The organism is Streptomyces sp. CA2R106 (assembly GCF_037034245.1).
Lineage (GTDB): Bacteria > Actinomycetota > Actinomycetes > Streptomycetales > Streptomycetaceae > Actinacidiphila.
Map to the genome: position 1 here is coordinate 667,946 of NZ_JBAGKC010000001.1, position 18,656 is coordinate 686,601.

General features: G+C 73.2%; 19 protein-coding genes. 8 read left to right on the forward strand and 11 right to left on the reverse strand.

Annotated features, from left to right (window positions below):
* Window positions 1–94: 94 nt before the first annotated feature.
* Window positions 95–1,291, forward strand: a complete 1,197-nt coding sequence (hutI, locus tag WA788_RS02875; RefSeq protein ID WP_335971120.1) for an imidazolonepropionase — start codon at window positions 95–97, stop codon at window positions 1,289–1,291.
* 36 nt (window positions 1,292–1,327) lie between these two features.
* Here hutI and WA788_RS02880 read toward each other — a convergent pair whose 3' ends face one another.
* Entirely contained in the window at window positions 1,328–1,909 is a 582-nt protein-coding gene (locus WA788_RS02880; protein ID WP_335971122.1) for a TetR/AcrR family transcriptional regulator, read from the reverse strand.
* A 310-nt stretch (window positions 1,910–2,219) separates the two neighbouring features.
* Here WA788_RS02880 and WA788_RS02885 point away from each other — a divergent pair, with 310 nt between their 5' ends.
* Window positions 2,220–4,448: an MMPL family transporter gene (locus WA788_RS02885; RefSeq protein WP_335971124.1), complete on the forward strand. Its 2,229-nt coding sequence runs from the start codon at window positions 2,220–2,222 to the stop codon at window positions 4,446–4,448.
* Window positions 4,449–4,571: 123 nt separating this feature from the next.
* On the opposite strand, the gene WA788_RS02890 is transcribed toward WA788_RS02885, so the two are convergent.
* A complete protein-coding gene (locus WA788_RS02890) occupies window positions 4,572–4,937 on the reverse strand; it encodes a DoxX family protein (protein ID WP_335971126.1) in 366 nt (121 codons plus the stop codon).
* 127 nt (window positions 4,938–5,064) lie between these two features.
* Between WA788_RS02890 and WA788_RS02895 the strand changes: the two genes are divergently transcribed.
* Window positions 5,065–5,442, forward strand: a complete 378-nt coding sequence (locus WA788_RS02895; protein ID WP_335971128.1) for a winged helix-turn-helix transcriptional regulator — start codon at window positions 5,065–5,067, stop codon at window positions 5,440–5,442.
* A gap of 49 nt (window positions 5,443–5,491) precedes the next feature.
* Here WA788_RS02895 and WA788_RS02900 read toward each other — a convergent pair whose 3' ends face one another.
* Entirely contained in the window at window positions 5,492–6,382 is an 891-nt protein-coding gene (locus tag WA788_RS02900) for an RNA polymerase sigma factor SigF (RefSeq protein ID WP_335971130.1), read from the reverse strand.
* Window positions 6,383–6,574: 192 nt separating this feature from the next.
* Here WA788_RS02900 and WA788_RS02905 point away from each other — a divergent pair, with 192 nt between their 5' ends.
* Together WA788_RS02905 and WA788_RS02910 are read left to right on the forward strand one after the other, a co-directional pair.
* Window positions 6,575–6,946 carry an STAS domain-containing protein gene (locus tag WA788_RS02905; RefSeq protein ID WP_335971132.1) on the forward strand — a complete coding sequence of 124 codons (372 nt, stop codon included), beginning with the start codon at window positions 6,575–6,577 and terminating at the stop codon, window positions 6,944–6,946.
* A 142-nt stretch (window positions 6,947–7,088) separates the two neighbouring features.
* Window positions 7,089–7,586, forward strand: a complete 498-nt coding sequence (locus WA788_RS02910; RefSeq protein ID WP_335971133.1) for an ATP-binding protein — start codon at window positions 7,089–7,091, stop codon at window positions 7,584–7,586.
* A gap of 139 nt (window positions 7,587–7,725) precedes the next feature.
* On the opposite strand, the gene WA788_RS02915 is transcribed toward WA788_RS02910, so the two are convergent.
* The 3 genes from WA788_RS02915 to WA788_RS02925 all read right to left on the reverse strand — a co-directional run bounded on the left by WA788_RS02915 (window position 7,726) and on the right by WA788_RS02925 (window position 10,644).
* Window positions 7,726–8,913 carry a dipeptidase gene (locus WA788_RS02915; protein ID WP_335971135.1) on the reverse strand — a complete coding sequence of 396 codons (1,188 nt, stop codon included), beginning with the start codon at window positions 8,911–8,913 and terminating at the stop codon, window positions 7,726–7,728.
* A gap of 74 nt (window positions 8,914–8,987) precedes the next feature.
* Complete coding sequence (gene purE / locus WA788_RS02920) at window positions 8,988–9,521, reverse strand: 5-(carboxyamino)imidazole ribonucleotide mutase (RefSeq protein WP_335971137.1); 534 nt, start codon at window positions 9,519–9,521, stop codon at window positions 8,988–8,990.
* Entirely contained in the window at window positions 9,514–10,644 is a 1,131-nt protein-coding gene (locus tag WA788_RS02925) for a 5-(carboxyamino)imidazole ribonucleotide synthase (RefSeq protein ID WP_335971300.1), read from the reverse strand. The genes purE and WA788_RS02925 overlap by 8 nt, the downstream gene beginning before the upstream one ends.
* Window positions 10,645–10,863: 219 nt before the next feature.
* On the opposite strand from WA788_RS02925, the gene WA788_RS02930 reads away from it, so the two are divergent.
* The gene (locus WA788_RS02930) at window positions 10,864–11,403 is read left to right on the forward strand and encodes a GtrA family protein (protein WP_335971139.1); all 540 of its coding nucleotides are present in this window, start codon (window positions 10,864–10,866) and stop codon (window positions 11,401–11,403) included.
* A gap of 52 nt (window positions 11,404–11,455) precedes the next feature.
* Here WA788_RS02930 and WA788_RS02935 read toward each other — a convergent pair whose 3' ends face one another.
* From WA788_RS02935 to WA788_RS02950, 4 genes are all read right to left on the reverse strand, one after another.
* Entirely contained in the window at window positions 11,456–12,724 is a 1,269-nt protein-coding gene (locus tag WA788_RS02935; protein ID WP_335971141.1) for an ATP-binding protein, read from the reverse strand.
* 12 nt (window positions 12,725–12,736) lie between these two features.
* The gene (locus tag WA788_RS02940) at window positions 12,737–13,411 is read right to left on the reverse strand and encodes a response regulator transcription factor (protein WP_335971143.1); all 675 of its coding nucleotides are present in this window, start codon (window positions 13,409–13,411) and stop codon (window positions 12,737–12,739) included.
* A gap of 67 nt (window positions 13,412–13,478) precedes the next feature.
* Complete coding sequence (locus tag WA788_RS02945) at window positions 13,479–14,552, reverse strand: lysylphosphatidylglycerol synthase domain-containing protein (RefSeq protein ID WP_335971145.1); 1,074 nt, start codon at window positions 14,550–14,552, stop codon at window positions 13,479–13,481.
* A 217-nt stretch (window positions 14,553–14,769) separates the two neighbouring features.
* Window positions 14,770–15,138, reverse strand: a complete 369-nt coding sequence (locus WA788_RS02950; RefSeq protein ID WP_335971146.1) for a VOC family protein — start codon at window positions 15,136–15,138, stop codon at window positions 14,770–14,772.
* Window positions 15,139–15,266: 128 nt separating this feature from the next.
* Between WA788_RS02950 and WA788_RS02955 the strand changes: the two genes are divergently transcribed.
* On the forward strand, window positions 15,267–15,824 hold the full coding sequence (locus tag WA788_RS02955) for a CGNR zinc finger domain-containing protein (RefSeq protein WP_335971147.1): 558 nt from the start codon (window positions 15,267–15,269) through the stop codon (window positions 15,822–15,824).
* Between the two features lie 76 nt (window positions 15,825–15,900).
* Here the strand turns inward: WA788_RS02955 and WA788_RS02960 are convergent, their stop codons facing one another.
* Window positions 15,901–17,241, reverse strand: coding sequence for a UDP-glucose dehydrogenase family protein (locus WA788_RS02960; RefSeq protein WP_335971149.1), 1,341 nt, complete (start codon window positions 17,239–17,241; stop codon window positions 15,901–15,903).
* 237 nt (window positions 17,242–17,478) lie between these two features.
* Between WA788_RS02960 and WA788_RS02965 the strand changes: the two genes are divergently transcribed.
* Entirely contained in the window at window positions 17,479–18,621 is a 1,143-nt protein-coding gene (locus WA788_RS02965; protein WP_335971150.1) for an LCP family protein, read from the forward strand.
* The last annotated feature ends 35 nt before the right edge of the window (window positions 18,622–18,656 follow it).

Here is an 18,656-nt window from a genome sequence, read left to right on the forward strand (position 1 = left end):
CCCCCGTACTCCCGCGAAACGGTCCCGAACCCCGGCGGGCAGCCGCGCCGCCGCGGGCCCCCGTGTCCACGCGAGCACCACGAAGGAGCAGGCCATGACCGTCAGTACGGCCATCACCGGCATCGGCAGCCTGGTCACCAACGATCCCTCCCTCAGCAGCGCGGACAACCCTCTCGGCACGGTCCGCGACGCCGCCGTCGTCATCGAGGGCGACCGCGTCGTCTGGACCGGTGCCTCCAGCAAAGCACCCACCACTGACAACCGGGTCGACGCCGGCGGCCGCGCGCTCCTGCCCGGCTTCGTGGACTCCCACGCCCACCTCGTCTTCGCGGGCGACCGCGCCGCGGAGTTCGCCGCGCGGATGTCCGGGCAGCCGTACGCGGCCGGCGGCATCCGCACCACCGTCGCGGCCACGAGGGCCGCCTCCGACGCGGAACTGGCCGGCAACCTCGCCCGCCTGCTCGCCGAGGCCCGGCGGCAGGGCACCACCACGGTCGAGGTCAAGTCCGGCTACGGGCTGACCGTCCACGACGAGGCCCGGGCGCTGCGGATCGCGGCCGGGCAGACCCCGGAGACGACATACCTCGGCGCCCACGTGGTCGCCCCGGAGTTCGCCGACGACCCCGCCGGGTACGTCGCGCTCGTCACCGGCCCGATGCTCGACGCGTGCGCGCCGCACGCGCGCTGGGTGGACGTGTTCTGCGAGGAGGGCGCCTTCGACGGGGACCAGGCGCGGGCGGTCCTCGAGGCGGGCGCCGCCCGCGGGCTGACCCCGCGGGTGCACGCCAACCAGCTCGGCCACGGCCCGGGCGTGCGGCTCGCGGTGGAGCTCGGCGCCGCCTCCGCCGACCACTGCACCCACCTCACCGATGCCGACGTGGACGCCCTGGCGAGCGGCGGGACCGTGGCCACCCTGCTGCCGGGCGCCGAGTTCTCCACCCGCGCCGCCTACCCCGACGCGCGGCGCCTGCTCGACGCCGGGGCGACGGTGGCACTGTCCACCGACTGCAACCCCGGGTCGTCGTACACGTCGTCGATGGCCTTCTGCGTCGCCGTCGCCGTCCGCGACATGGGCATGACCCCGGACGAGGCGGTCCGCGCCGCCACCCTCGGCGGCGCGCGGGCCCTGCGCCGTACCGACGTCGGGACGGTCGCCCCCGGCGCCAGGGCGGACCTGCACCTGCTGGACGCCCCCACGCATGTGCACCTCGCCTACCGCCCGGGTGTGCCGCTCACCGCGGCCGTGTGGCAGGCGGGCGAGCGGGTCCGCCCGCAGTACCCGGCCGGGTGAGCGCGCGGCTCTGCCGCGCCCCGGCCCGGCGGCCGGTCAGGTCCGGGCGGGCGGCACCCGCAGGATGCGCAGCAGGGTCGAGGCCAGCACCTCGTACAGTTCGCCGTCGGGGAGGTCGGTCAGTTCGGCCAGGCGGTCCGGCACAGTGAAGACCACGCCGTACGCGAGGCGTTCGGCGCCGGTGGGCCGCTCGCCGAAGATCAGCCGCAGCCCGCGCTCGTGCAGGGCGGTCACATGGGACTTGTCCGGGTGCTCGTGCCATTCGGGGTCGGTCGCGGCCATCACCATGTTCTGCCGGTTGGCGACGAGGAAGGCCACGAAGCCGTGCACGAGGTGCTCGGTCCTGGCCCGCCGGCCCCTGAGGGCCGCCGCCTCGTCCAGCAGCGCCTTCAGCCGCTCCATCCCGGGTTGCATCGCCGCGTGCAGGATGTCGTGCTTCGCCCGGAAGTGGTAGTAGACCGCCGCCTTCGTCAGTCCCAGCTCGTCCGCGATCATCTGGAGCGAGGTCGCGCTGTAGCCGAGTTCCGAGAAGAGCCGCTGGGCGGTGTCGAGGATCTGCTGCCGGGTCTGCTCGGCCTGCGCCGCGCGGCTGGTCAGGCCCCTGGCCGACGTCGCCATGGCTGCTTTCCTCCTTCGTCCCCCGTGATTTGCGCAGCATACAAGCCACCGGACACAGCGTCACCAGCTCGCGCACCGGGCCCGTGCGCGGTCGGTCCGACCCGCGGTCCGACCTGGTGTTCGGCCGGGCCCATCGCGCCGCGAGTGCCTTCCGGCATGGCGGTTTCACTGGCCTACGGCCGGTGAATCACCTGCCGATCGGCCAGTGGTTCGCTTGACGGGCGGCTAGTGAAAGCCTAGCGTCGTCGAGCGGGACGGCAACCGCGCCGACCCGACGCCGGATGCACGGGAGACGTGGGGAAAGACACTTATGTCCAGTTATCTGTACCGCCTGGCCCGCTTTTCCTATCGGCGACGCGTCCTCGTTCTCGTGCTGTGGCTGGTGGCCGCGATCGCCGCCGTCACGATCGCCCAGCTCAGCGGCGGCAAGACGAACGACGACTTCACGATCCCGGGCACCGAGGCGCAGAAGGCGTCCGACGTGCTCAGCGCCAAGCTCCCCGCGTTCAGCGGCGGGCAGAGCACCATCGTCTTCGCGGTGAAGAGCGGCACCACGGTGACCTCGCCCGCCACGCAGAAGCAGATCCGCACGGCGATGGCCAAGGTGTCGTCCGTGCCCCAGGTGTCGAAGTCGGTGGACCCGTTCACCAGCCGCCTGGTCTCCAAGGACGGCCGGATCGCGCTCGGCCAGGTCCAGTGGACCGCCAAGCCGCCGGACGTCAAGGACGCCAACCTCGACGCCGTGCAGGACGCGATGAAACCGGTGCGCGCCGCCGGCGTGCAGGTCGAGTACAACGGCAGCGTCTACCCGGGCTGGCGCTTCGAGATCTCCGAGACGCCCGAACTGGTCGGCCTGGTGATCGCCTTCGCGATCCTGATGATCACCTTCGGCACGTTCGCCGCCGCCGGCATGCCGATCATCAGCGCGATCATCGGGGTGATCACCACCTTGATGGGGGTGACGGCGGTCGCCTCCGTCATCACCATCGCCTCCGCCTCCACCACCGTCGCCCTGATGCTCGGGCTGTCCTGCGGCATCGACTACGGCCTGTTCATCCTGTCCCGGCACCGCGCCAACCTGCTGCGCGGCGTCTCGCCGGAGGAGTCGGTGCCGCTGGCGATGGGCACCGCGGGCAGCTCGGTGGTCTTCGCCGCCCTCACGGTGATCATCGCCCTGTGCGGCCTGACCGTGGTCGGCATCCCGTTCCTGACGATCATGGGCCTGTCCGCGGCCGCCTCGGTCGCGGTGGCACTGCTCATCGCGCTGACCCTGCTGCCCGCGCTCCTCGGCTTCGCCGGGCCCCGGATCGCCCGCTTCAGCCGGCTGCCGAAGTTCGGCGCGCACGCCGAGCGGGTGGCGCGCCGTACCGCCGCCGACCCGTACAGCACCGCGGGCGCCCGCTGGGCGCGGTTCGTCGTACGGCACCGCGTGGTGGTCGCCGTGATCGGCGTGGTGCTGCTGGGCGTGCTGGCGATCCCCGCCGCGAGCATCCGGCTCGGCCTGCCCTCGGGCGCCTCCCAGCCGACCGACAACACCCAGCGCAAGGCGTACGACCTGACCACCGAGGGCTTCGGCGCCGGGTTCAACGGCGCGCTGCTGGTCGTCGTCGAGGACGTCTCCGCGCCGGCGGACACCGCGAAGATCGCCGCCTCGCTCGGCCGGCAGGCGGACGTCGCCCAGGTCACCCCGCTCGCCGGGCAGCACAGCACCTCGCTGATCCGGGTGGTCCCGAAGTCGGGGCCGAACGACGCCGCCACCCAGGACCTGGTGCACCACCTGCGCGACAACCGGACCGCGATCGAGTCCGGCACCGGCGCGCACATCCTCGTCGGCGGCACCACCGCCTCCAACATCGACGTGTCCGCCAAGCTCTCCAGCGCGCTGCCGGTCTTCCTGATCGCGGTCGTCGGCCTGGCGTTCGTGCTGCTGACCTTCGCCTTCCGCACGATCCTGGTGCCGCTGAAGTCCATCGTCGGCTTCCTGCTGTCGATGGCCGCGGCCCTGGGCGCCCAGGTCGCCGTCTTCCAGTGGGGCTGGGGCAAGCACCTGTTCGGCATCACCCCGAGCGAGACGATCAGCTTCCTGCCGATCATCATGCTCGCGATCATCTTCGGCCTGTCCAGCGACTACGAGGTGTTCGTCGTCTCCCGCATCAAGGAGGAGTACACCCGGCACGGCGACGCCCGCGCCGCGGTGCAGCGCGGCACCTCACTGTCGGCCCGGGTGGTCACCGCGGCCGCGCTGATCATGTTCTCGATCTTCGTGGCCTTCACCTTCACCTCCAACCCGACCATCAAGGCGATCGGCTTCAGCTTCGCCGTCGGCGTCTTCCTCGACGCCTTCGTGGTGCGGCTGACCCTGGTCCCGGCGGTGATGGCCATCGTCGGCGGCCGGATCTGGTACCACCCGAAGTGGTTCGGGCGCTTCGTGCCCGACCCGGACATCGAGGGGCAGCGGCTGGAGGAGCGGCTGGCCGAGGGCGCCTTCGGCGCCGAGGCAGCGAAGGCGGCGTCGGCCGCGAACACCACCGTCGGCTAGCGCGGGCGGCCGGCAGGCCGGGGACACCTCCGGGCCGGGTACGGGCAGGGCCGGTACGCCGGTACGCAGAGGGCCGGTGGGGGCGCGCGGGCGCCACCACCGGCCCTCTGCCGCGGCCCCGGGTCACACCAGGGACGCGGCCGCCCACGCGGCCACCGCGGCCACCACCAGCAGGGCGACGTTGAGTCCGATCTCCCGCACCTCCCCGCGCGACAGGTGCAGCGCGCCGGCCCCGACCTGCACCAGGGCCAGGCCGATCGCGGCCGCGACCGCGAGCCCGACCGCCACACCGGTCAGCGGCGGCAGCAGCAGCCCGAGCGCCCCGAGCAGCTCCACCGCCCCGATCGCCCTGACCCGCGCCATGGGCACCTGGTCGACCCACCCCATCATCGGCCGCAGCCGATCCCGGTCCTGCACGAGCTTCTTGCCGCCCGAGTAGGCGTAGAACACCGCGAGCAGCACCGCCAGCACCCAGTACGCGACATGCACGGCAACCCCCAATGGTTACGAACCGTAAGTTGCCCCATCATGGGTGACTGTCGGAGGCCCTACAAAAGGCACACGCGTGTGCTCAACGCACACCGGACGTGCCCCGCACGACACCTGGAGGAGCGCCTTGGCGCGCTACGAGCACACCTGCATGATCCGCGGCGACGGCGGCCGGGCGATCCGCGCGATCCTGGACCGGATCTGCGACAAGTGGACGATGCTGGTCGTGGCCACGCTCGACGGCAACCGGATGCGCTTCACAGAGCTGCACCAGCACATCCCCGGCATCTCCCAGCGGATGCTGACCCTGACGCTGCGCAACCTGGAGCGCGACGGCCTGGTCTCCCGCACCGCCTACGCCGAGGTCCCGCCGCGCGTGGAGTACGCCCTCACCGACATGGGCAAGAGCCTGATCCCGCCCGCCCTGACCCTCGCGAGCTGGGCGATCGAGCACAACGCCGCCATCGAGGAGAGCAGGACCCAGTACGGCGACCGGCCCCGCTGAGCACCTCGACGGCGGCGTGCGGACTGCTTCCTGCCGGGGAGACCTCGCGCTACTCCTCCACCATCAGGCCGCGGCGCAGCCTGGCGAGGGTGCGGCTGAGCAGCCGGGAGACGTGCATCTGCGAGATGCCCAGCTCCTCGCCGATCTCCGACTGCGTGAGGTTGCCGACGAAGCGCAGCGACAGGATGGTCCGGTCCCGCGCGGGCAGCTTGGCGATCAGCGGCCTGAGCGACTCGACGTACTCCACGCCCTCCAGGTCGTGGTCGTCGTACCCGATCCGGTCCGCGAGCGCGCCCTCCGGGTCGTCCTCGGCGGGCTGGGCGTCCAGGGAGCTGGCGGTGTAGGCGTTGCTCGCCGCCATGCCCTCGATCACCTCGTGCTCGGGCAGGTCCAGCCGGTCGGCCAGCTCCCGCACGGTCGGGGTGCGGTCGAGCTGCTGGGCGAGCTCGTCACCGGCCTTGGCCAGATCCAGCCGCAGCTCCTGAAGCCGCCGCGGCACCCGGACCGACCAGGAGGTGTCCCGGAAGAACCGCTTGATCTCGCCGACGATCGTCGGCATCGCGAAGGTCGGGAACTCCACCCCGCGGGCCAGCTCGAACCGGTCGATCGCCTTGATCAGGCCGATCGTGCCGACCTGGACGATGTCCTCCATCGGCTCGCTGCGGCTGCGGAAGCGGGAGGCGGCGAACTTCACCAGCGCGAGGTTCAGCTCCACGAGCGTGTTGCGGACGTAGCTGTACTCGCCGGTGCCCTCCTCGAGGGCCTGCAACCGGCCGAAGAGCGTCTTGGACAGCGCCCGGGCGTCGACCGGGCCGATCTCCTCGTAGGGCGGGATCTCGGGCAGCCCGTCGAGCTCGAGGTCGAAGTGACCGGGGTCGAGATGGCCTGGGCCGCCCCCCTGCTGCTCCTGGTCCTGGTCCGGGCCGAGCCGGGGTGTCATGCGCTCATCCCTCTCTTGCGGCGCGGGTGGTCTTTCCTCTGCCGTACTCCAGCCCTACCGCCATTCGGCGGTATGCCGCAAGTCCGGGGCCTGCACGGCCGACTACCGCGCGCAACCCGGAACGGTTATGGTCAGGCTCGCGTCACCCCAGGGACGCAGGGTGTGTGACCAGGGACGCGGCGAGGAGAACAGATGGACCACGAGGCGGTGGGCACCGCCGATCTCGGCCGAAGGCTGCGCGTCGACGTACGGCAGCACGGCAGCAGTACGGTCTTCACCCCGTCGGGAGAGCTCGACCACTACACCGCCGACCTGCTCGCCGGGCCGATCACCACGGCCGTCGAGCAGGGCGCGACCCGGCTGGTGGTGGACTGCTCGGGCCTGGAGTTCTGCGACTCCACCGGGCTCAACGTGCTGCTCGGGGCACGGCTCCAGGCGGAGGCGGGCGGGGGTTCGGTGCACCTCGCGGCCATGCGGCCGACGGTCGCGCGGGTATTCGAGATCACCGGCGCAGACGCGGTGTTCAGCGTGCACGAGACACTCGACGAGGCACTCCAGGAGTAGCCGGGCGGGGGAGGGGGGCAAGCTGCATGAGAGGGATCAGCCGGTTCGCAGACGCATTGGTCACGCGGGAGGCGTGTTCCCGGAGATCGACCGGGCAGAAGAACGTTCGGACCCAGCCGGACATCCGTGAGGTGAGGCCAAGATGAGCACCACCCGGCCGTACGCCGCGGGTGACCGCGCTCCCGACGCGGGCGACGGCGAGAGCGGCGCCGAAGCGCGGTCGACCGCACCCGAGCCGGTGCGGCGGCTGGCGCTCTCCGGGGAGAGCGGCATCGTGCCGCGCGCCCGGGACTTCACTCGCCAGGCGCTGCGCGAGTGGGGCTGGCTGCCCGGCTCCACCGCGGACCGCCGGGCCGCCGCCGAAGACGTGCTGCTCGTGGTCTCGGAGCTGGTCACCAATGCGTGCCTGCACGCCGGCGGCCCCGACGAGCTGCGGCTGCTGCGCAGCGGCAAGGCGCTGCGGCTGGAGGTCACCGACGGCGGCCGCGGCGAACCCGCGCCGCGCTCACCGCACCGCGCGGGGCGCCCCGGCGGCCACGGCATGTTCATCGTGCAGCGGCTCTGCCTGGACTGGGGCGTGGTCCGCGACGGCGACCGCCCGGGCAAGACCGTGTGGGCGGAGCTGGCGGCCCCGCAGTAGCCCCTCCGGCGCGCTGTAGGGCGGTCGGCGGCATCCGTGCCCACTGCGGGGCCGCCGGGCCGTCAGAAGGGCGGCCAGGCCCCTTCCTGCGGCCGGTCGGGCCGCCGGGCGCGGGTGTGCCCGACGGCCCGCGTCGGGCTCACCCGTCGAGCTGCCCGATCGTGGCCACCGACGGGCCCCGCTGCGTGCGCAGGGCGGCGGCCGCCGACTCCGCGTCGCGCAGCACCCGTACCGCGTTGTGCCAGGTGAGCTTCGCGATGTCGGTGTCGGACCAGTTGCGGCCGAGCAGTTCGGCGACGAGGTGGGGGTAGCCGGCCACGTCGGCGAGGTCGGTGGGGGTGAACGCGGTGCCGTCGAAGTCGCCGCCGATGCCCAGGTGGTCGATGCCCGCGACCTCGCGCATGTGGTCGAGGTGGTCGGCGACGGTGGCCGAGGTGGCGGCCGGCCGCGGGTGCACCGCTTCGAAGGCGTGCTGCACCGCCATGCCCGCCGGGGTGGTGTCCAGGGGGTGCAGGCCGTGGGCGCGCATGTTCGCGTCCGCTTCCTGGGTCCACTCGATCGCGGCGGGCAGGATGAACTTCGGCACGAAGGTGGCCATCGCCACACCGCCGTTGCCGGGCAGCAGGGCGAGCACGTCGTCGGGGATGTTCCGCGGGTGGTCGCAGACCGCGCGCGAGGAGGAGTGCGAGAACAGCACCGGCGCCTGCGCCACCCGCAGCGCGTCGCGCATCGTGTCGGGGGAGACGTGCGAGAGGTCCACCAGCATGCCCAGCCGGTTCATCTCGCGCACCACCTCCTCGCCGAAGGCGGTCAGGCCGTGCGCGGCGGGCTCGTCGGTCGCCGAGTCCGCCCAGGGGGTGTTGTCGTTGTGGGTGAGCGTCATGTAGCGCACCCCCAGCGCGTACAGGGCGCGCAGCGCGGCCAGCGAGCAGTCGATGGAGTGCCCGCCCTCGGCACCCATCAGGGACGCGATCCGGCCCGAGGCGCGTGCCGCCTCCATGTCGTCGGCGGTGGTCGCCAGCAGCAGGTCGTCGGGGTGGCGCTCGGCCAGCCGGCGCACCACGTCGACCTGTTCGAGAGTCGCGGTCAGCGCGGCACCGCCCTTGAGCGACACCGACACGTAGACCGACCAGAACTGCGCGCCCACCCCGCCGGCCCGCAGCCGCGGCAGGTCGGTGTGGGTGCGGGCGCTCTGGTCGGCGGTGAGGTCGAACCGGTCCAGGTCGTACGCGACCTGCTCGCGCAGCGCCCACGGCAGGTCGTTGTGGCCGTCCACCACGGGGTGGGCGGCCAGCAGGTCACGGGCGCGGTCGAGGCGGCGGTCCACAGGGGCTCCAAGTGCGTTGCGGGGGTGCGCGCCCACCGGGCACGCACCCCTCGACGGGCGGCGGTCCGCGGCTGCTACCGGGCGAAGCCGAAGCCCGCGGTCCCCTTCACCTTCGCACGCAGCCGGTCGCCCTTCTCCGTGGCCTGCTCGGTCAGCGACATCTGGAACTCGGTCATCCGCGCGCGCAGCTCCGCGTCATGGGCGGCCAGGATGCGTACGGCCAGCAGCCCGGCGTTGCGCGCACCGGCCACCGACACCGTGGCGACGGGCACGCCCGCGGGCATCTGCACGATCGACAGCAGGGAGTCCATGCCGTCCAGGTACTTCAGCGGCACCGGCACCCCGATCACCGGCAGCGGGGTGACCGCGGCCAGCATCCCCGGCAGATGGGCGGCGCCGCCCGCGCCCGCGATCAGCGCCTTCAGGCCGCGGTCGGCGGCCTGCTCACCGTAGGCGACCATCTGGTGCACCATCCGGTGCGCGGAGACCACGTCGACCTCGTAGGGCACCGAGAACTCGTCCAGGGCCTCGGCCGCGGCCTCCATCACCGGCCAGTCGGAGTCGGAGCCCATCACGATGCCGACGGCGGGGGACGGCGCTTCACTCATCGATGGTTCCTCGCAGGTAGCCGGCCGCGTGGTCGGCGCGCTCGCGCACGTCGGCCAGGTCGTCGCCGTAGGTGTTCACGTGGCCGACCTTGCGGCCGGGCTTCACGTCCTTGCCGTACATGTGGATCTTCAGGCCCGGGTCGCGCGCCATGCAGTGCAGGTACGCCGGGTACATGTCGGGGTAGTCGCCGCCCAGGACGTTGGCCATCACCGTCCAGGGCGCGCGGGGGCGCGGGTCGCCGAGCGGCAGGTCGAGCACGGCACGCAGGTGGTTGGCGAACTGCGAGGTGACCGCGCCGTCCATGGTCCAGTGGCCGCTGTTGTGCGGGCGCATGGCGAGTTCGTTGACGAGCACCTCGGAGCTGCCGTCCGGGCGGCGCACCTCGAACAGCTCGACCGCCAGGTGCCCGACCACGCCCAGTTCGGCGGCGACGGTCAGCGCCAGCTGCTGCGCGGCGGCGGACAGCGCGTCCGGCAGCCCGGGCGCCGGCGCGATCACGGTGTCGCACACGCCGTTCACCTGGATCGACTCGACCACCGGGTAGGCGACCGCCTGGCCGTGCGGCGAGCGCACCACGTTGGCGGCCAGCTCGCGGACGAAGTCCACCTTCTCCTCGGCGAGCACCGGCACCCCGGCCTTGAACGGCTCGGCGGCCTCCGCCTCGGAGCGGACGACCCACACGCCCTTGCCGTCGTATCCGCCGCGGGCGGTCTTCAGCACCACGGGGAAGCCGTCGCCCTCGGCGGCGAAGCGCACCACGTCGGCGGGGTCGGCCACGACCCTGTTGCGCGGGCAGGGCACGCCGATCTCGGCGAGGCGGCGGCGCATGACCGCCTTGTCCTGGGCGTGCACCAGGGCGTCGGGCCCGGGCCGCACCGCGATGCCGTCCGACTCCAGGGCGCGCAGGTGCTCGGTGGGCACGTGCTCGTGGTCGAAGGTGATCACGTCGCAGCCCGCGGCGAAGGCGCGCAGGGTGTCCAGATCCCGGTAGTCGCCGACGGTCACGTCGGACACCACCTGGGCGGCGGAGTCCTGCGGGGTGTCGCTGAGCAGGCGGAAGCGGATGCCGAGGGGGATGCCGGCTTCGTGGGTCATACGGGCGAGCTGGCCGCCGCCGACCATGCCGACTACGGGAAATGTCACGGTGAGGGTCCTGCCGGTGGTACGGGGGCTGGGTGCTGTCCAGGATATCCGCCGGCCGCCGGACGGAACTCACGGCCTTCGCAGGCCGTCTTCCTCCCCGAGGCAGCTAGGCTGTGGTCGAACCGTCGCCATCCGGCGCCCCGATCCCACCAGGAAGCCGAGTCCCCAGACCCCGACAGAACCAGGCCCAGCGACATCATGAGCGGACTGCGCGCACTGCGATCGAAGCTTGCCCTGATCTACCGCGAGATCGCCAAGTTCGGCGCGGTCGGCGCGGCGGGTGTGCTCGTCAACATCGGCGTGTTCAACCTGGTCCGGCACAACACGGGGTTGCAGACGGTACGCGCCAGCATCGTGGCCACCATGGTGTCGATCGTCTTCAACTACGTCGGCTTCCGGTACTTCACCTACCGCGACCGGGACCGGGCGGGCCGCACCAAGGAGCTCAGCCTCTTCCTGTTCTTCAGCATCATCGGCCTGGTGATCGAGAACGGCGTGCTCTACGCGGCGACGTACGGCTTCGGCTGGGACACCCAGTTGCAGAGCAACGTCTTCAAGTTCGCCGGTATCGGGGTGGCCACCCTCTTCCGCTTCTGGTCCTACCGCACCTGGGTGTTCCGGCGGCTGCCGGCCCGCGAGGCGGTGGAGCAGGCGGAGTCGTTCCTCACCGCGGCCGGGCCCGCGAAGCGGGACAAGGTCGGCAAGCAGAAGCGGGCGGCCGCCGACCGGATCGGCTAGGGTCCCGCGATCGCCGCACCGAACCCCCCGGGCCGCCGCCTGCCCCAGCGCCTCAGCTGATGACCTCCTCGCGCGGTGGCGGCGGGGTGATCTCCTGGGCGAGGAAGAGGGCGAAGACCGGCGGCCGCTGCTGGAGCAGTTCCAGCCGCCCGCCGTCCGCCTCGGCGAGGTCGCGGGCCACCGCGAGGCCGAGCCCGGTGGAGTTGCGGCCGCTGACGGTCCGCTCGAAGACCCTGGCGCCCAGGTCCGGCGGCACCCCGGAGCCGTCGTCCGACACCTCCACCACGGCCTGGTTGCCGGTCACCCGGGTGTGCAGGGCGAGGGTGCCGGCGCCGTGCATCAGCGAGTTCTCGATCAGGGTGGCGAGCACCTGGGCGACCGCGCCCGGGGTGCCGACCGCGCGCAGCCCGCGGGTGCCGGACAGCTCCACGGCGCGCCCCTCGTTCTGGTAGGCCGGCCGCCACTCCTCGACCTGCTGCCGGATCACCTCGTCGAGTTCGAAGTCGACCGCGGAACCGCTGCGCGGGTCGCGTGAGTTGGTCAGCAGCCGCTGCACGACGTCGGTGAGGCGCTCGACCTGGCCCAGCGCGATCGCCGCCTCCTCCTTCACCGCCTCGTGGTCGTCGGCGCTGTCCATGATCTCCTCCAGCCGCATGGACAGCGCGGTCAGCGGGGTGCGCAGCTGGTGGGAGGCGTCGGCGGCGAGCCGGCGTTCCGCGGTGAGCATCCGGCCGATGCGCTCGGCGCTGGCGTCCAGGACGTCCGCGATCCGGTCGAGTTCCGGCACGCCGTAGCGGCGGTGGCGGGGGCGCGGATCGCCCGAGCCGAGGCGCTCGGCGGTCTCCGCGAGGTCGGTGAGCGGGCTGGCCAGCCGCCGTGCCTGGCGCATCGCCAGCACCACCGCGGCCAGCACCGCCAGCAGCGCCACCGCGAGGATCACCAGCAGGGTGCGGCCGATCTGCCGGCTGACGGTGGAGCGCGACTCCTCCACGGTGACGGACTCGCCGTGGTCGCCGCGCTGCGTGGACTTCAGAACCGCGCCCGAGGGCCGGTCGCCGAGGTGCACCTCGGGCCGTCCGGGCACCCGGACGAGCGCGTACCGGTTGTCGGCGATCTGCCGGTCCAGGCCCTTGGCGTCGACCGACTCACCGGCCAGGATGCGGTTCTCCACGATCCCGGTGAGCCGGACCGCCTCGGACTGCACGCCGTCCTGGGCGCTGCTCTGGATGGTCCGCGCCTCCACGATCACCAGGGAGATGCCGAAGACGGCGATCACGACGAGCACCACGGCCAGCGTGGAGGTGATCAGGCGGCGGCGCATCGAGCGGGCGGGTCAGTTCTTCTCGAAGCGGAAGCCGACGCCGCGGACGGTGGCGATGTAGCGCGGGTTGGCCGCGTCGTCGCCGAGCTTCTTGCGCAGCCAGGAGATGTGCATGTCCAGGGTCTTCGTCGACGACCACCAGGTGGTGTCCCACACCTCGCGCATCAGCTGCTCGCGGGTGACCACCCGGCCGGCGTCCCGCACCAGGACCCGCAGCAGGTCGAACTCCTTGGCGGTGAGCTGGAGTTCGTCGTCGCCCATCCAGGCGCGGTGCGACTCGACGTCGATCCGCACCCCGTGCGTGGAGGGCTGGGCGGACTCGGTGGTGCCGCGCCGCAGCAGGGCCCGGACCCGGGCGAGCAGTTCGGCGAGGCGGAACGGCTTGGTGACGTAGTCGTCGGCACCGGCGTCCAGGCCGACCACGGTGTCCACCTCGTCGGCGCGCGCGGTGAGCACCAGGACGGGGAAGGCGTGTCCCTCCGTGCGGATGCGGCGGCACACGTCCAGACCGTCCATACCGGGCAGGCCCAGGTCGAGCACCACCAGGTCGACCGCGCCGAGCAGCGCGGTCTCCAGCGCGGCGGGTCCGTCCTCGCGCACCTCGACCTCGTAGCCCTCGCGGCGCAGGGCGCGTGCGAGCGGTTCCGAGATGGATGCGTCGTCCTCGGCGAGAAGTACGCGGGTCATGGGCTTGATGGTAGTCCGCGCCGGGCCCTGGCGGCCCGGTGGTCCACAGACCCGTGGCGGCGGCCGGTCAGAGCACCTTGCGGCGGATCAGGGCGCTCAGGGTCAGGGCGGCGGGCAGCAGCGGCAGCCACACGGTGACGATCCGGAAGGCGAGCACCGCCGACGCGGCCGCCCCGGTGGGGGCGCCCGCGGCGACCAGGGCGACGGCCAGGGCCGCGTCCACCGAGCCGATGCCGCCGGGGGTGGGCACCAGGGCGGCCGCGCAGGTGGCGGCGAGGTAGGCGAGCGCGACGGGCACCGGCGCGACCGGCAGGTCGAGGGCGCGGGCGACGGCGGCCATCGATGCGGCCTGGATCAGCGGGAAGACCAGCGAGCCGCCCCACAGCGCCAGTGCGCGCTCCGGCCGCGCGTGCAGGGTGCGGGCGTCGGCGAGCGCGTCGGTGACGAACCCGGCGGCCGCGCGGCGCAGCGAGCCGGCGAGCACCAGGGTGAGGACGGCCGCGGCGGTCACCGCGGCGGCCGCCGCGGCCAGCAGCAGGAGCCCGTCCCCGTCCGGCAGCAGGCCCTTGGCGTGCAGGGCGTGCGGATTGGCGGCGAGCAGCACCAGCAGCAGGCCCACGCGGCAGCAGGACTCGGCGAGCGAGTACAGCGCGAGGGCGGCCGTCGCGCGGGCCAGCGGCACCCCGTTGACACGCAGGAACCGCAGGTTGACCGCGCTGGCGCCGAGCCCGGCGGGGGCGAGCTGGCCGGCGGCGGTCGCCGCGAACTGGGTGGCCAGCAGCGGGAGCCGGGGCAGGGGTTCCAGGACGGTGCCCTGGCGGGCGACGGAGTTGGCGGCCCAGCCGAGGCCGGTGCAGGCCAGCGCCGCCAGCAGCCAGCCGGGGTCGGCGGCGACCAGGTCGTGCACGCCCGACGCCATCAAGGAGCGGTGCGCGAGCGCCCACACGCCGACCAGGACGGCCGGCACGAGCCCGGCGGCGGTACGCAGCGGCAGGCGCCGCCACAGGGCCCTGCCGGCCCGCCCGGGCTGGTCGTGGGCCTCCTCCTCGGCGGCGGTGTCCGCGCTGCTCGTGCCGGCCGCGGGCGGGCCGGGCGCCGGGACGCGCGTCCTGCGGCGGACCCTGGCAGGCGTCCGCGGCATCGCACCCGCCCCCCGCCCCGCTCGTCACCGGCCCGGCGCCGGCCGGTCGCCGGCTGCCGGACCCGGCCGGGCGGCCGGGTCCGATCGCAGCATCGCGGGGCCGGGCTACGGCGGGGATACGCCCAGGCCACGGATGGGACACGTCCTGGCGTCGGGCGGGCTGGGTGCGGCGCGGCCGGGTCCTACTGATGTCTGACGGGCGCCGACGAGTGCCCGGTCAGCAGGCGCACAGGCAGAAGGGGTGGCCCGCCGGGTCGGCGTACACCCGCCAGTTGCGCGTGCCGCCCTGGTCGCCCTCGAGCAGGGTCGCGCCCAGCGAGAGGACCTGCTGCTCGGCGGTGTCCATCTGCTCGCGCGGCACCGCGATGTCCAGGTGGAACTGCTGCGGCCGCTCCGGGTCCGGCCAGGCCGGCGCCCTATGGGCGGGGGCGAGCTGGAAGGACAGCCGCTGCCCGTCCTCGCGGTTGAGGTCGACCCAGGTGCTGTCCTCGGCGTCGACGGTGCCGCCGACCAGTTCCGCGTAGAAGGCGGCGAGCGAGGCGGGGTCCGGGCAGTCGAGGACGACAGCGCCGAGGGTGCCGATCATGCGGGCTCCATAAGGTGTCAGGCGGGCCGGGAGCGTTACCTGCTCCCGGCCCTTGCTGGTAACCGTTACCTCATGATGGCGGTATTGAGGTAACGCTGCAAGGCTGATTCGGCAGTAACGTTGCGGGGGTGGAGCAGCCCGGAGACCGCCATGCCGCACCCCAGTCGCTTCGGCTGGTGCAGGACCTGGTCAACACCGTCGACCTGGAGGACGCGGAATCCGACGCGCTGGGCAGCCCGGAGGCGCTGGCGGCATGGGCGCGCGAGCACGGGATCACCGAGGGCGGCGGCTTCGACTGGGCGGGGCTCGACATGGTCCTGACGCTGCGCGAGGCGCTGCGCGACGCCTGCTCCGCGCACGCGGGCACCGACATGGCGCCGGAGGCGGTCGCCGCGCTGGACGGGCTGCTGGCCGCGGCCCCGCTGCGGCTCGCGGTCGATCCGGCGGGCGCCGCCACGGTGGTGCCGGGCCCTACGGACGACGGCGTCGCGGCCCTGACCGCGCAGGTGGCCGCGGCGATCGCGGCGGCCGCCGCGGACGGCACCTGGCACCGTCTGAAGGCGTGCGCGGCCGACACCTGCCGCTGGGCCTACTACGACCGCAGCCCGGCCGGCCGCGGCCGGTGGTGCTCGATGGCGGTCTGCGGCAGCCGGGCGAAGATGCGGGCCTACCGCGGCCGGAAGTGAACGCGGCGGCGCACAGGGCCCCCTGACACGCAGTCAGGCGGCGTCTGGGGCGGACGGGGCCGCGTGCCCCGCGTCGTTACGCGTTGGGGCGGCCCATCGCGCGGAAGGTCCAGCCCGCCTTGCGCCACAGCTCCGCGTCGAGCGCGTTGCGCCCGTCGAGGATGTGCAGCTGCCCGGCCACGTCGGCCAGCGCGACCGGGTCCAGGTCGCGGAACTCGCGCCACTCGGTGAGGTGCAGGACGATGTCCGCGCCGCGGACCGCGTCCAAAGCGCTGTCGGCGTACCCCAGGGTCGGGAAGAGCCGCCGGGCGTTGGCCATGCCCTTGGGGTCGTAGACGGTGACCTGGCCGCCCTGGAGGTGGATCTGGCCCGCGACGTTCAGCGCGGGGGAGTCGCGCACGTCGTCGGAGTCGGGCTTGAAGGCGGCGCCGAGCACCGCGATCCGGCGCCCGAGGAAGCTGCCGCCCAGCGCCTCGCGGGCCCACTCCACCATGTGGGTGCGGCGCCGCATGTTGACGGAGTCGACCTCGCGCAGGAAGGTCAGCGCCTGGTCCGCGCCCAGTTCGCCGGCCCGCGCCATGAACGCGCGGATGTCCTTGGGCAGGCAGCCGCCGCCGAAGCCGATCCCGGCGCGCAGGAACTTCTTCCCGATCCGGTCGTCGTGCCCTATGGCCTCGGCGAGCACCGCGACGTCGCCGCCGGCGGCCTCGCACACCTCGGCCATGGCGTTGATGAAGGAGATCTTCGTGGCGAGGAAGGCGTTCGCGGCGGTCTTGACCAGCTCGGAGGTCGGGTAGTCCGCGACGATGAACGGCGTCCCCTCCGCGATCGGCCCGCCGTAGACCTCCCGCAGCAGGGACTCGGCGCGCTCACTGGCCACGCCGACCACGATCCGGTCCGGGTGCAGGGTGTCCTGCACCGCGAAGCCCTCGCGCAGGAACTCCGGATTCCAGGCCAGCTCGACGCCGTCGCCCGCCGGTGCCAGCTCGCGCAGCATCCCGGCCAGCCGGGCGGCGCTGCCGACCGGCACGGTGGACTTGCCCACCACCAGCGCGGGCCGGCGCAGGTGCGGCGCGAGCAGGCTGACGGCGCTGTCCACGTAGCTCATGTCGCAGGCGTACTCGCCCTGCTTCTGCGGGGTGTTGACGCAGACGAAGTGCACGTCGCCGAAGTCGGCGACCTCCTCCCACGACGTGGTGAAGCGCAGCCGCCCGCTGGAGCCCTCGATCCCGGCCACGTGCTTGGCCAGCAGGTCCTCCAGGCCGGGCTCGTACATCGGCACCCGGCCCTGGGCCAGGGTGGCGATCTTGCTCTCGTCGATGTCGAGGCCGAGCACCTCGAATCCCAGCTCGGCCATGGCGGCGGCATGGGTGGCGCCGAGGTAACCGGTGCCGATGACGGTGAGCTTCAGAGGCATGCGCCGAAGCATAGTCCGGACCGGCTCGGCCGAATCCAGCGTGCGGCGGCGGCCGAGGGGCCACAATGCGTCCATACGGCCACAGGCCAACCGGGGTGGGGGTGCGTCATGGCGTACGAGGCTGGACCGGACGGCACGGGCGAAGATCCGAACGCCTCCTCGGGCCCGGAGCAGGCACCCTCCGAACCCGCACCCTCAGACCCCCGAGGCCGGCCCGCCGAGCCCGACCCCGCACCCATGGACCCCCAAGGCGGGTCTGCCGGGCCCAGCCCCGAAGACCCCGCACCCAAGGACCCCGGCCCCAAGGGCCCCGGCCCCAAGGACCCCGCGCCCGACCGGCGGGCGCGGCGGCGGCGCCGAACCCGCCGGGTGCTCTACGCCGCCCTGAGCCTGCTGTGCGTCGGCGCCCTGCTGATCGTCGGCACCGGCTACTGGGCCTACCACCACTACACCGGCCGGGTGCAGCGCATCCCCAACGCCTTCCCCACCGACGTGCCGCAGTCCGCGGTGCCGCAGCCGTCCCGCAGCGGCAGCCAGACGTTCCTGCTCGTCGGCCTGGACGCGCGGTCCGACCTGCCCACCACCGGCAAGGGCGCCAAGGCGCCCGAGTGGAAGCCGGGAGCCCAGCGCAGCGACACGATGATGCTGGTGCACATCCCCGCCGACCACAAGAACGCCTACGTCGTCTCGCTGCCCCGCGACTCCTGGGTGGACGTCCCCGGCCACGGCAGGGCCAAGCTGAACGCGGCCTTCTCCTGGGGCGGCCCGCCGCTGCTGATCGACACGGTGCAGCGCCTGACGAAGGTGCGGATCGACCACCTGATGGTGATCGACTGGAGCGGCTTCAAGAAGCTCACGGACGCGATCGGCGGGGTGGACATCACCGTCGACAAGACCGTCTCGCGGCGCAACGGCCCCGGCGGCGTGTGGACCGCGGGCACCCACCACATGGACGGCGCCGAGGCGCTGGACTACGTCCGCGAGCGCTACGGGCTGCCGCGCGGCGACCTCGACCGCACCCACCGCCAGCAGAACTTCCTGCGCGCCGTGCTCGGCAAGCTGCTGTCCACCGGCACCTTCACCAACCCGCTGAAGCTCAAGCGCACCCTCGACCAGGTCACTTCGGTGGTCAGCTTCGACGACCGGCTGACCGACGGCGACCTGCGCGACCTGGTGTGGCACCTGCGCGGGGTGCGGTCGAAGGACATGGCGTTCATGAACGCGCCGGTCGCGGGCTTCGACACCGTCGACAAGCAGTCGGTGGTGCTGCTGGACGCCAACGCCTCGGACGAGCTGTGGGAGGCGATGCGCAACGACACCATGGCGCACTACCTGGCGACCACCGACGGCGTCGACACCCTGGGCAAGAACGTGTCGTGATCGGCGCGGCCCGGTGTCGCCAACGTCACGCGGGG